Here is a 12,852-nt window from a genome sequence, read left to right as displayed (position 1 = left end):
TAACCATTAATTTGTAGTCACTTTGATCAGCCATTGCAGCAGCTGAGCAAGTTAATAATGAGCCAAGAGCGATGGTTTTTAAAAGTGTACGTTTCATGATTATCTTCCTGTTTGGTTAGTCGTACTTATTGGCGACAACGTAACTTTAGATAAATCCTCTTGCCCCGACAAACGATAAAAACAAACCTAATAAGTGAGAAAATCTAACCTATAGACTTTAGTCTAACACCTGCTTTAAATAGCGTTTCTTTCATTCTCAAAAAATACAGCAAAAACAGGTGAGTTAACAACGTTGGCGGTTAATTTGTAACGGCCCACTTATAAGTAAAACTGAGTTAGTTAGCAGTCAACTTTTTATGTGGGTTTAAAAAAAACATTTTTTTCCACCCTTGGCTTTGTGTTGTAAAAAGCCACGGCATAGGCATAAGCGATAATATAGAATAATGCACATGGGGTTGCTTTCCTGCAGCATTACCGGTATCACCCAGTAAACCAATTTGACTGTTTATGCTAACTACATCCCCTGCACTTACATGGTAGTCATTTAAATGTGCAAAATAATGCACGCGCCATTTTGCACCAAGTACCGCAACCACTTTGCCACCTCGGTTTAGTTCACCTGAAAAAATAACAATACCGCTTGTTGCAGCAACCACAGGCGTGTTTTTAGCGCCAAAAATATCAACTCCTTTATGTACACCCGAGCGCCCCCACGGCTCATACCAAAACGTATTGTGGTTCCAATCTTTACTTGTAGCGCCTTGCACAGGAATTACTAGCTTCTCAGGAATGAGTAAACCCACTATTAATAAAATTATAACTGCGCCCAAAGTCCACTTTAGTAGTTTCAATGCATTACCTTTGCTGTGAATAGTCATTAAATTATTAATTACAATATCTGAACGCCTAGTGAGTATTGTTAGAACGAAACACTTTTTTAACGTGAACTAAACTCATTAATTTTAATACAGGTTTTATTATTAATTGCGCACTGCCAGCTATAAAAAGCCAGGTACCGCTTTCAACTAATGACTCATTTAAAAAGAAAAAGCTACCAATTAAAAACCACACCGCAATTAAAAAATCGTTAACTGCGCCTAATGCTTCATAACGGCGTTGGATAGTAATATGCTCTTGTCCTAAGTCTAAATTAAGCTGATTTTTGCTGGAGCCCATCAATACTACTCACTCTTTTTACTGTGTAATTAAAAAAACTGTTTTCACTAGCATCTAATACCAATTCGCTTAATTAAGTATTATTACGCATTGGTATAGGCTTATCTGCATAATACAATAGCAAAAAACACATAATAAAAAACGCTGGCTGATATATCAGCCAGCGTTTTTATTGGTGTAGAGTCTTTATAACCAAAAACTCACTATTGCTTGTATATTTAATTGTTTATTTTTGGTCTTTTTCTAAACGTTTTTAAGACTTAAAGCCGCATCTGCCGCTAATAACATTTCCAAAAATAAAGCTTTCTAATACGGGCTTTCTCGCTTTTAAATTTACATGTGAGTTTTATAAAAAAATTTTATTACACGCACAAAAAAGCCCCTACCTAATATAAATCGGTAGGGGCTTTTTTGTGACTCTCGCTAATTAAATTGCTTTATAAGGCAAGCTCTTCTTTAGCGCGAGTTAAGTTATGAGACACTAATGTGTTTTCAGAGATTTGTACTGCTTCGTATAAATCAGCTAATGCTGCTGTATCGTTATGCGCTTTTAAACGTGCAACGCCACGGTTGCTTAACGCGTACGATGTAAGCTGGCGTACTTTAAATTTAGGGCCTTGTGCATCTTTTAATAGTGCAATGGCTTTAGTACAAATTTCTTCAGCTTGAGCGTAATTTTTAGATTTAACGTTAAGTGCACAGCTATTGAATGACTCTTCAAGTGGCAATGGTGCAGTAGCGGTTTTGATAACCATTAGTTTGTAGTCACTTGAATCAGCCATTACAGCTGCTGAGCAAGTTAGTAATGAGCCAAGAGCGATGGTTTTTAAAAGTGTACGTTTCATGGTTTGTCTTTCCTAATTAAGTTAGTCGCGCTTGTTGCCGACAACTGAACATTAGAGTAATAGCTCAGCGCCGACAAACGAGAAAAACAAACTCAATAAGTGAAGAAAATTAACCTATAGACTTTAGTCTAATATACGTACAAATTTAAATGTTTAACAGCGTGTAAACCATCGTAATTACTGCTTGTTTTGAAAAAGGTTTTAAAACGAGTGTTATGCAGTAGCTACGCAAACAAGCCAGTGGACTGTACAAAAAACAACCTTTAAAATTTATTTTGTTTTTATGCTTTTGGCGACTTTTCCTACGCTCAAGCCTTGCACTAAAATTGAAAAAACCACCACTGCATAAGTTAAGGCCAATAATATATTACGCTGCGATCCATCAGGTAGCTGCAACACCAGTGCCACCGAAATACCACCACGTAACCCTCCCCAGGTTAACACTTTCCATGCACCGCTGGGCAGCTCGAGCTGTTTATTAAAAATAGTTGTTGTTAGGCCAACCACAATAAGACGTGCGCATAGCGCAATTAAAATGGTTAAAACGCCCGCCACCAGCAAATTAGCTGAGTACACAATCATTACCACTTCAAGGCCGATTAGCACAAATAAAATGGCATTTAAAATTTCATCAATTAGCTCCCAAAACAAATCAACATAGTGGCGTGTTTTATCACTCATGGCTAAATTACGGCCATGATTACCCACCATTAATCCCACCATAACCATCGCAAGTGGCCCCGATAAGTGCCAGTGACTCGCCAATGCATAACCGCCTATAACACCCGCTAGCGTAAGTAATACTTCTTCTTGGTAGCTATCTATTGCTTTTAATAAATAATTTAAAGCACCGCCTAATATTAAACCAAATATTATACCGCCCCCCGCTTCAACAGCGAGTGTATGAGCCACTGAGTATGTAGTTGGCATATCACCACTGGTTAAAATTCCTAATAAAAGCGCAAATACCACCACGCCTATACCGTCATTAAATAGCGACTCCCCCGCTATTACGGTTTCAATACTTTTAGGCGCACCAGCAGAGCGTAAAATACCCATGACCGCTATCGGATCGGTTGGCGAAATCAACGCACCAAATAATAAACACCATATAAACGGTAAATTAAATCCCAATAAAGGCACTACTACATATAACGCTGTAGCAATAATCACTGTTGAAACTAGCGTACCCACACACGCTAAAATACCTATGGGTAATTTATAACGTCTTAAGTCACTTACATTAACGTGCAGCGCCCCAGCAAAAAGCAGCATTGAGAGCATGCCGTCGAGCAATACATGAGTAAAATTGAGTTGATCAAGTAGGCTTACTTCGTAATCAATAAGTTCATCAAACCCTAAAAAGCCCAAAAATATGGCCGCAATAGACACTAAAAGCGAAATAACCATCACCCCAATGGTGGTTGGCAGGCCAATAAACCGATGATTTATATAAGCAAGTAATGCGGTTATAGATAAAAAAATCGCGCTAATTTCAAATATACTCAACGTACTCGTGACATCCATAATCTAGCTCTCTTAAATTTAAAGCCTAATAAGTAGTTTCCACTTTTATGATTTGCACTTTTTAACCGTGCAACGCAAAAAGCCCATGTTAAGAATAAACCTAACATGGGCTTTTTATACACTGGCTTAATTAAAGCATGTTTAGTGCTTTTTTATAGCGCAAGCTCTTCTTTAGCAAGTGTTAAATTATGCGATACCATTGTACTGTTAGACATTTGCGCTGCCTCGTACAAATCAGCAATGGCTGCTGTGTCATTATTTGATTTTAAGCGCGCAACACCTCGGTTACTTAACGCGAATGACGTAAGTTGGCGTACTTTAAATTTAGGGCCGTCTGCATCTTTTAAAAGTGCAATTGCTTTTGTACAAATTGCTTCAGCCTCTGCATAGTTTTTTGACTTAACATTAAGTGCGCAACTATTAAATGACTGCTCAATTGGCTGCGGTGCAGTCGCTTGTTCGATAACCATTAATTTGTAGTCACTTGTATCAGCCATTACAGCAGCTGAGCAAGTTAATAAAGAGCCTAGAGCGATGGTTTTGATAAGTGAGCTTTTCATGATTATATTCCTGTTGAGTTAGTCGTGCTTGTTGCCGACAATTCAACTTTAGAGAATTTACACAAAACCGACAAACGATTAAAACAAAACCAATAAGTGAAGAAAATTAACTTATAGACTTTAGTCTAATGCCAAACTAGTAAGCAATTCATAGCAAGTGCTTTAATTATAATTAGTAAACACCACCTAATTTAACTCCCTTATCAATCGCAAACCTATAAACTCCCTCGCCCATATGCCATAATCTAAATAATTCATTATTTTAGTAACTTGGCGCGTATTTAGGCGTTTATAAGTTAACTACTCAGGGTTTTCAGCATGGCATATCAAGAGCAAAATCAAGCAACAATCTACTGGCACGATTATGAGACCTGGGGGGCGAGCCCTCAAAAAGATAAGCCGAGCCAGTTTGCGGGGATTCGTACCGACCTTGATTTAAATATAATTGGCGAGCCGCTTATTGAATATTGTAAGCCGCAAGCGGATTACTTGCCTCACCCTGAGGCATGTTTAATTACCGGTATTACGCCACAAGTGGCGATGCAAAAAGGTTTGGTTGAGGCTGAGTTTATAGCCAAAATTCACGCTGAATTTAGTGCGCCAAACACCTGTGTTGCTGGTTATAACAGTATTCGCTTTGATGACGAAGTAAGCCGTTATAGCTTTTACCGTAACTTTTACGACCCGTACGAGCGCGAATATAAAAACAATAACAGCCGCTGGGATATTATTGATTTAGTACGTGCATGTTATGCGCTGCGCCCTGAGGGCATTGAATGGCCGTTAAAAGAAGACGGCAGCCCGAGCTTTAAGCTTGAACATTTAACGGTAGCTAATGGCATTGAACACGCCGCTGCGCACGATGCGCTAAGCGATGTAACTGCCACTATTGCACTGGCTAAACTTATAAAAGAAAAACAACCAAAGCTTTATAACTTCTTTTTTGGGCTGCGTAATAAAAAAGCGCTTGGTGAGTTAGTTGATGTATTTAACATGACGCCGCTGGTACATACCTCGTCACGCATTCCTGCAACGCAGGGCTGTACTACGTGGGTGGCGCCTATGAGCTTTCATCCGGTAAATAAAAACGCCGTTATATGTTTTGATTTAACCCAAAACCCGCAAGTATTGCTTGATTTAAACGTAGAAGAACTACGTAAACGTTTATACACCAAACGTGTTGATTTAGCCGAGGGTGATTTACCTGTTGGTTTAAAACTGGTGCATTTAAACAAGTGCCCTATTTTAGCGCCTGCTAAAACGTTATTACCTGAAAATGCAGCCCGTTTAGGCATTGACCGCGAGCAATGCCTCGCTAATTTAGCTATTTTAAAAGCCAATACCGAGCTTCGCGATAAAGTAACCGAAGTGTTTAATGAAAAAGGCGATTACAGCGCAACCACTAACGTTGATTACTTACTTTACGATGGCTTTACAAGCCATGCCGACAAAGCTAAATTTGCGATTATTCGCGATGCTAAACCAGACGAGCTAGCGGGCTTAAATTTAGATTTTGAAGATAAAAAGTTCAATACATTACTGTTTAGATACCGCGCACGAAACTGGCCTGAAACGCTCAACCAGCAAGAGCTTGACCAATGGCGTCAGTATTGCCAAAACAAGTTAATGCACGGAGAAGATCAACCCTCAATTAGCGCACAAGATTTTATGATCACCCTTGAAAATTTGGCCCATGAGCACGACGACAGCGAAAAAAATCTGACCATCTTAAAGGCTTTATATAACTACGCGCAAAGCATGTAATTTTCTTTTAGTTTATTTGTATAGCGCATATAAAAACGCGACGCTTTAATTACTAAAGCGTCGCGTTTTTGTTTAAATTACGGGCTTTGCCCATCACGCCAGCAAGCTGCGCATCTACCTCGGAATACTCAAAACGTTATTTTTTATGCAGTGCTTCAATGCGTGCTAGTAAGCTTGATGTATCGTATCGGCCGCCACCAAGCGCTTGTACGTCGGCGTAATATTGATCAACCGTTGCGGTCATCGGTAACGTAGCGCCGTTGTTTTTAGCTTCATCAAGCGCGATGCCTAAATCTTTGCGCATCCAATCTACGGCAAAACCAAACTCGTACTCACCTGCCCACATTGTTTTATAGCGGTTTTCCATTTGCCACGAACCCGCAGCCCCTTTTGAAATGGTTTCAATTACTTTTTCACCATCAAGCCCTGCTTGTTTGGCAAAGTGTAAGCCCTCGGCTAAGCCTTGCACTACGCCGGCAATACAAATTTGATTAACCATTTTACATAACTGCCCTGCGCCCACATCGCCTAATAACTGGCTAAAACGGCTATATGCTGCCATTACGGGTTGCACTTTAGTGAAAACAGCTTCGTTACCGCCTGCCATGACTGTAAGCACGCCGTTTTCAGCACCTGCTTGTCCGCCTGATACGGGCGCGTCTATAAAATCTATATTTTGCAGGGCTGCTTTTTCTGCTACTTCCCGGGCTACTTCGGCCGATGTAGTAGTATGGTCAACCAAAATGCTATTAACGGCCATCCCCGCTAAAACACCATTTTCACCATAAACAACCGCACGTAAGTCATCGTCATTACCTACACACATAAATACAATATCAGCATTATTTGCAGCTTCTCGCGGCGTGGTAGCAAAGCTTCCTGCATACTCATCTACCCAGCTTTGCGCCTTTGCTTGAGTGCGGTTATATACACACACATTAAAGCCCGCTTTTGCTAAATGCCCTGCCATTGGGTAACCCATTACCCCTAAACCTATAAATGCAACATTGATTGACATAAAAGTGCCTTATTTTCCTGCTAACTTAGAAACTATGCCCGATTATGTCAATCGGCTGCTTAAAAAGCGAATTAAGTCTTTATAAATTTCCAACGTAAGGAAATAAGTAGGTAACCATGGATAGTATTTATCAATTTAGTGCCCCTTTGTACAACAGCGAAAGCTTTGCGCTTAGCCAGCTAAAAGGCAAAACAGTACTTATTGTTAATACAGCAAGTAAATGTAATTTTTCGGTGCAATTAAGTTCGCTAGAAAAGCTCTATCAGGAATATAAAAATAGCGGTTTCACTATTTTAGCGTTTCCGTGTCATCAATTTGGCCAAAACGAGCCGCTTGATAACCTCGCGATTAAAGACTTTTATCAAGGGCAATTTGACGTGTCGTTCAAAGTGTTTGGTAAGGTAATGGTAAATGGGCCCGAGGCGCATCCGCTGTTTAATTATTTAAAGTCGCATACCCGTGGTATTTCGCAAAACCGCGCAGTAAAGTGGAACTTCACCAAGTTTTTAATTAACCCACAAGGTCAGCTCGTTGCACGTTATGCGCCGCGCACCAAGCCCGAAACGCTTAAACAGGTCATTGAAGCAAATTTACCTAGCGCACTAAACGCTAATAATTTAAATAACGCAAAAATAATACCCAACTTTAATGCATTAAAAGGCGCTTAATTATTCTAAATCAATAAATGGGTGGTTACTCAAGCATGCTTTATTAAACTAGTTTAAGGTTACGTATAATACCAATCGGCAATAATACTTAATCATTTTTAGGGGCTAAACGTGTCGCTATCTGCGCTAAAAACTCTCATTTACGACTGCATGGATGCAGAAGGTAGAGCAATGCAGGAGCAATTGCCGAGAACAACTAAATAGCGAATTTTTTGCCTTACTATCAACGCGTTTTTACATCCTCAAAATAGAACGCTTGATTATGCGCATTGGTATAACAGCTAGGCTTTGGAGTAAATAACATGAACATTGCTTTTTTTAGTACGCAAAAATACGAGCAGCCTTTTTTTGAGCGCAGTATTAACAAACACCCTCAAATAGAGATTTGTTACTTTGAGCAAGCACTGAACGAGCAAACAGCCCTGCTTGTTAAAGGGTTTGATGCTGTGTGTGTATTTGTAAACGACACAGTTAACGCCCTCGTTATTGAGCACCTTGCTGAGCAAGGAATTAATACTATTTTACTTCGCTGCGCAGGGTTTAATAATGTTGATTTAGTGGCCGCCAAAGCACACAACATTAAGGTATTACGAGTGCCCGCATACAGCCCAGAAGCCGTAGCTGAGCACTGTGTTGCACTTATGCTTACCCTTAGCCGTAAAACACATAAAGCCTATAACCGCGTACGCGAAGACAACTTTGATTTAAACGGTTTATTAGGCTTTAACTTACACGACAAAACAGTTGGCATTATAGGCTGTGGTAAAATTGGCCTTGCCCTTTGTAATATTTTAAATGGCTTTGGCGCGCATGTTTTAGTGTGCGACCCTTATGCAACACCTGGCAATTACACCATCACCGATTTAGATTCCCTGCTTACTCAAAGCGATATAATTTCACTGCACTGCCCACTGAATGAGCAAACACACCATTTAATAAACGACGATGCATTTAATAAAATGAAACCTGGGGTAATGCTAATTAACACTTCGCGCGGTGCGCTACTTAATAGCAAAGCGTGTATAAATGCGCTTAAAACTAAAAAGCTAGGGTATTTAGGGCTTGATGTGTACGAGCAGGAGTCGGAGCTATTTTTTAAAAACCATAGCGACGAGATAAACCAAGACGATATATTCTCGCGCTTAGTTAGTTTTAAAAACGTATTAATAACTGGCCACCAAGGCTTTTTTACTCAAGAAGCCCTGAGCGAAATTGCCAATACCACCATACAAAACGCAATAGAAATTAATGAACAGAGACCTTTAACAAATGAGGTTTTATAAAGCCGCGGCCCACTAATTTGCTTTACCCGTTTTGCTATTTACATAACGGGTAAAGCTTAAAATACTTTAGCCAAACGCAACGTTTGCAAAAACAAGAGTCATTAATACTGGGCACACAAAACGAATGTATTGAGCAAACCAGTAATGCGTGCCGGTGCTGGCTTTATGAAGCTTATTACCGCGTTTCCACATCCAACCTGCGGTTATGAAATAAAATAGCCCCATAAGTGGAAGTTGGTACTGAGTAAATAGCATGATTACTAAACCAAATAACCACTCAAAGTTTAATATTATTGCACTAGCGCATATTAACACCACTAGGCTAACGGCCCAGGTTGCTTTAGTACGATCTACGCGGTGGTTTTCTACTAAAAACGCTACCGGTATTTCTGTGGTAGAAATAGTAGATGTAACCGATGCAATCGACATAAGTACAAAAAACAGTAACCCAATTAGTAAACCAATTTCGCCCATGGTACTAAAAAGCTCAGGTAAAATAGCAAATATAAGCTGCCCTTCACCTATAAGTTTTCCGCCGCTAAACACCTCTACCCCGTTATGCTGCGCTACATAAATTGCAGGCACTATCAGTAAACCTGCTAAAAATGCCACGCTGGTATCAAGTAGTGCAACGCTTGCAGTTAGTTTTGGCAGGTTTGCATCTTGCTGCAGGTACGAGCCATAAATCATCATGCAGCCAACCCCTAATGAGAGCGAGAAAAACGCCTGCCCCATTGCAGCAATAATTAAATTTGGATCAAGCACTTGGCTAAAATTAGGAATTAAATAAGCAGCAAACCCTTCGCTGGCGCCTTCTAAACTGGCTATATAAAAAATTAAGCCTATTAGTAGCACCAATAACAATGGCATTAAACGGCGTGACCAGGTTTCAATCCCCGATTTAACCCCTTTTAAAATAATACTGGCGGTTAAAATAAGCATAAGCGGCGTAAATATAAAATTACGCACCATAGAGTCGCTGTGCAAAAATTCGCTTGCTGCGGTAAAACCAAAAAATGTAGTAATAGGCTCTATCGCGTAAGAGAGCATCCACCCAGCTACAATAGAATAAAAGCTAAGCATAACCACAGCGCCCGCAAGGCCAATATATCCTGCGGCAGCCCCTACTTTTTTGTTGGTATTTTGCCACGCATTACCCAATGCTTTTACTGGGTTTGCTTGCGCTTGGTGGCCTAAATAAAGTTCGGTATAAAGCGCAGGTAGCGCAAGTAAAAATATAACTACAAAGTAAACCAATAAAAATGCACCGCCACCATGGTTGGCCGCCTGCGTAGGAAAACCCCAAATATTACCTAAACCCACTGCTGCGCCTGCAGCGGCTAAAACAAAACCAAAACGGCTTTGAAATCCATCACGCACTTGTGCCATACATCTACAAATTCTGTTATTCTTTCATTATTGTGAATTAAACCATATTTAATGCCAACTGAGTAATAAAATTGCTTTTGGCATAAATAAGCGCTGTTAACCGCTCATAATTACAGCACTCACTTATTTTAAGCGCGTATGACTAACCACTTTTTTAAAAACACCCTAAGTATTGCTCCCTCTTTTTATAGCGATTTATCCCCTAGCAACAATACTATTTTAGTGTTTAATGCCAACACACTTAATGTAGAACACCTTGATTTAACCCAGTACCTAAGCCCATTTGAGCTAAGCGTTATAAATCGCCGTAAACGCATGCAAGCAAAGCAAGAATATGTAGCATCGCGCATATTACTAAAGCAACTTGCAAAGCATACTCAGCCCCAATACGCACACATACCGCTTAATAAAATGAGCACCCACTTTAATGAAGAATGCTCAAAACTGCAGCTCCATATAAACCACACCGTTATAAATACCTGTATTTCGCACTCGCATGGCTTAGTTGGCGTTGCACTTAATGTTACTAAGGCGGAGTTTGGCTTTGATATTGAAAAAATAAACTTAAAACGCCCATTCGAAAAGCTCGCTAAGCATTTTTATCATAAGGCTGAAATTGCCTTAATTACCGCGCCTTTGGCTATAAAAGAGCAAGCCCACCGCTTTTTTAGAATTTGGACCTTAAAAGAGGCACTCGCTAAAGCAACTAGCCGCCCAATAGCGCAATTGCTTAGCCCAAATGTATTTGATGAATTTTCTTTGTTAAACCTTACAGCATCGAGTAACACCATAACGGTTGCCAATGAGGAGTTTGATATAAGCGTGGCGCATAAAAAAAGCACCGACTGGCGGTGCTTTATACTTAATAACTTAGATACTTAATAACTTGGCTTTAAAAGCTTAAGCAGCGCTTTCTAATAAGCGGCTGTGTATTGCTTGTACCACGGTATCTGATTCGCTTTGCTCTACTAAAAAGCATAAGTTGTGCTTACTTGCACCATGACAAATTAATCGAATATTAAACTCTTTTAATACGTTCATTAAGTTCATTTCGTGCTGGCGTAGCTGTATTTCAGAGCCTATAAGTGCCACTAAGGTTAAGTTGTTTTCAACCGATACATGACAAAATTCGGCCAATTTATCTAAACACGCTTGCTCAAGCTCAGGTCGCGAGGCATTAGGCGCGTTATCGAGCGTAATGGCAACACTAATTTCTGAGGTAGTAACTAAATCTACCGATATATTAAATTCACTTAAAATAGTAAATACACGGGCCAAAAAGCCACTTGCTAATAACATTTCTGGGCTTTTAAGCGTTAGCAATATTTGGTTTTTACGCTGCGTAACGGCACGAATACCTGGCTGCTGCGATTTTTCACGCTCAATCCACGTTCCTCCGCGCTCTGGCTCGCGGCTAGAGCCTACAAATACATTAATATGGCTACGGCTTGCTGGTAAAATAGTCGCAGGGTGCAATACTTTTGCGCCAAATGTCGCCATTTCTGCGGCTTCATCAAAGCTTAAGCGGGCAATTGGCGTTGCCTTAGCGCATAAACGCGGGTCGGTGCTAAAAATACCCACTACATCGGTCCAAATGTGTACACTTTTAGCGTTAATAGCCTCTGCTAATAACGCCGCACTGTAGTCAGAGCCACCACGACCAAGCGTTGTGGTTTGGCCAAATTCATCACTACCAATAAACCCTTGTGTAACTATTACTTGCTCATCTAATAACGGAATTAACAGATCTTTAGTGGCTTGTGCAGTGGCCGCAACATCGGGCGTTGCTTTACCAAATTGGCTGTCGGTTTTAAGCACTTTGCGCACATCAAACCTATCTGCATTTAAGCCTTTTAAGCGCAGCACTTGAGCAAATAAATAAGACGATAAACGTTCGCCAAAGCTAAGCAGCTCATCGTGTTGTTGATCAGTGGTGAGTGTTTCAAGGGCTAACGTTTGAAACGCTTTTAACGTCTCGTTAAAACCTACGGCTAAATCGGCATCAAGTGACAGCTCATCTAAAATAGCCTGTTGAATAGCCAATACGCCATCTATATGTTCTTGGCGCTGCTCTTTACTAAGGTCGGGTTTGCACAGTGCAACTAAGTGGTTAGTTACGCCGGCACTGGCGCTCACAGCTACAATACGTACGCTTTTATCTGCAACAATAATTTCGCTACAGCGACTCATCGCTTCAAAGTTTGCAACACTGGTTCCGCCAAATTTGGCAACGATGTAATCTGATTTTGCGCCTGATACTGTTTGTGGCACTGATTGGGTAGTCATTTCGTCTCCTTTCGCGGTATCCAAACCGCTAAAAAACAAGAAGAACTTGGCAAAGGAATGCAAATAAGATGTGTCCGCTGCCAGAAGCTCTCCACCTAAGTTGGTGACAGTTTTGGGGATTCAGCCCCATAAACCGAAAAACACGGTTGACGTAACCTTGTTTTCCTCGGCGAGTACTTCCCTCTTTAATGGTTATGGGCGTTCGTCACCTACCATTAAATACCTAAGTATCGCACCTCTTCTGAATGTTGTATTAACCTGTGGCTAATAAAACAAAACCCCACTGTGTAGCGGGGCTTTGAAAGTTATCGTTTAGACGTCTAGCTGTCAAGGTGT

General features: G+C 40.5%; 12 protein-coding genes and 1 riboswitch. Of the genes, 4 read left to right on the top strand and 8 right to left on the bottom strand.

The window, feature by feature from the left end; genetic code table 11:
- Positions 1-335 precede the first annotated feature (335 nt).
- The 5 genes from PSH54_RS11570 to PSH54_RS11550 all read right to left on the bottom strand — a co-directional run bounded on the left by PSH54_RS11570 (position 336) and on the right by PSH54_RS11550 (position 4,108).
- Positions 336-851 carry a M23 family metallopeptidase gene (locus PSH54_RS11570; protein ID WP_443197772.1) on the bottom strand — a complete coding sequence of 172 codons (516 nt, stop codon included), beginning with the start codon at positions 849-851 and terminating at the stop codon, positions 336-338.
- 55 nt (positions 852-906) lie between these two features.
- Positions 907-1,176 carry a YrhK family protein gene (locus PSH54_RS11565; RefSeq protein ID WP_004587206.1) on the bottom strand — a complete coding sequence of 90 codons (270 nt, stop codon included), beginning with the start codon at positions 1,174-1,176 and terminating at the stop codon, positions 907-909.
- Positions 1,177-1,613: 437 nt separating this feature from the next.
- Positions 1,614-2,021, bottom strand: coding sequence for a hypothetical protein (locus tag PSH54_RS11560; RefSeq protein WP_004587203.1), 408 nt, complete (start codon positions 2,019-2,021; stop codon positions 1,614-1,616).
- Between the two features lie 270 nt (positions 2,022-2,291).
- Positions 2,292-3,548: a cation:proton antiporter gene (locus tag PSH54_RS11555; RefSeq protein WP_273606194.1), complete on the bottom strand. Its 1,257-nt coding sequence runs from the start codon at positions 3,546-3,548 to the stop codon at positions 2,292-2,294.
- Positions 3,549-3,700: 152 nt separating this feature from the next.
- Complete coding sequence (locus tag PSH54_RS11550; RefSeq protein ID WP_004587201.1) at positions 3,701-4,108, bottom strand: hypothetical protein; 408 nt, start codon at positions 4,106-4,108, stop codon at positions 3,701-3,703.
- 318 nt (positions 4,109-4,426) lie between these two features.
- Here PSH54_RS11550 and sbcB point away from each other — a divergent pair, with 318 nt between their 5' ends.
- Positions 4,427-5,872 (top strand): exodeoxyribonuclease I, encoded by a 1,446-nt coding sequence (gene sbcB, locus PSH54_RS11545; RefSeq protein WP_096041538.1) that lies wholly within the window; start codon positions 4,427-4,429, stop codon positions 5,870-5,872.
- A gap of 136 nt (positions 5,873-6,008) precedes the next feature.
- On the opposite strand, the gene PSH54_RS11540 is transcribed toward sbcB, so the two are convergent.
- Positions 6,009-6,890, bottom strand: coding sequence for an NAD(P)-dependent oxidoreductase (locus PSH54_RS11540; protein ID WP_029773952.1), 882 nt, complete (start codon positions 6,888-6,890; stop codon positions 6,009-6,011).
- Between the two features lie 116 nt (positions 6,891-7,006).
- On the opposite strand from PSH54_RS11540, the gene PSH54_RS11535 reads away from it, so the two are divergent.
- Positions 7,007-7,558, top strand: coding sequence for a glutathione peroxidase (locus PSH54_RS11535; protein ID WP_004587708.1), 552 nt, complete (start codon positions 7,007-7,009; stop codon positions 7,556-7,558).
- Between the two features lie 302 nt (positions 7,559-7,860).
- A complete protein-coding gene (locus tag PSH54_RS11530) occupies positions 7,861-8,841 on the top strand; it encodes a 2-hydroxyacid dehydrogenase (RefSeq protein WP_273606193.1) in 981 nt (326 codons plus the stop codon).
- A 66-nt stretch (positions 8,842-8,907) separates the two neighbouring features.
- Here the strand turns inward: PSH54_RS11530 and PSH54_RS11525 are convergent, their stop codons facing one another.
- Entirely contained in the window at positions 8,908-10,230 is a 1,323-nt protein-coding gene (locus PSH54_RS11525) for a sodium-dependent transporter (RefSeq protein ID WP_273606192.1), read from the bottom strand.
- 138 nt (positions 10,231-10,368) lie between these two features.
- Between PSH54_RS11525 and PSH54_RS11520 the strand changes: the two genes are divergently transcribed.
- Positions 10,369-11,112 carry a 4'-phosphopantetheinyl transferase family protein gene (locus tag PSH54_RS11520; RefSeq protein ID WP_138684989.1) on the top strand — a complete coding sequence of 248 codons (744 nt, stop codon included), beginning with the start codon at positions 10,369-10,371 and terminating at the stop codon, positions 11,110-11,112.
- 18 nt (positions 11,113-11,130) lie between these two features.
- Here PSH54_RS11520 and lysC read toward each other — a convergent pair whose 3' ends face one another.
- Positions 11,131-12,516 (bottom strand): lysine-sensitive aspartokinase 3, encoded by a 1,386-nt coding sequence (lysC, locus tag PSH54_RS11515; protein ID WP_273606191.1) that lies wholly within the window; start codon positions 12,514-12,516, stop codon positions 11,131-11,133.
- Between the two features lie 76 nt (positions 12,517-12,592).
- A riboswitch (Lysine riboswitch) is annotated at positions 12,593-12,765 on the bottom strand.
- Between the last annotated feature and the right edge of the window lie 87 nt (positions 12,766-12,852).

This window comes from Pseudoalteromonas sp. Angola-30 (assembly GCF_028599215.1).
GTDB lineage: Bacteria > Pseudomonadota > Gammaproteobacteria > Enterobacterales > Alteromonadaceae > Pseudoalteromonas > Pseudoalteromonas atlantica.
This window is presented reverse-complemented; position numbering and strand designations above follow the sequence as displayed.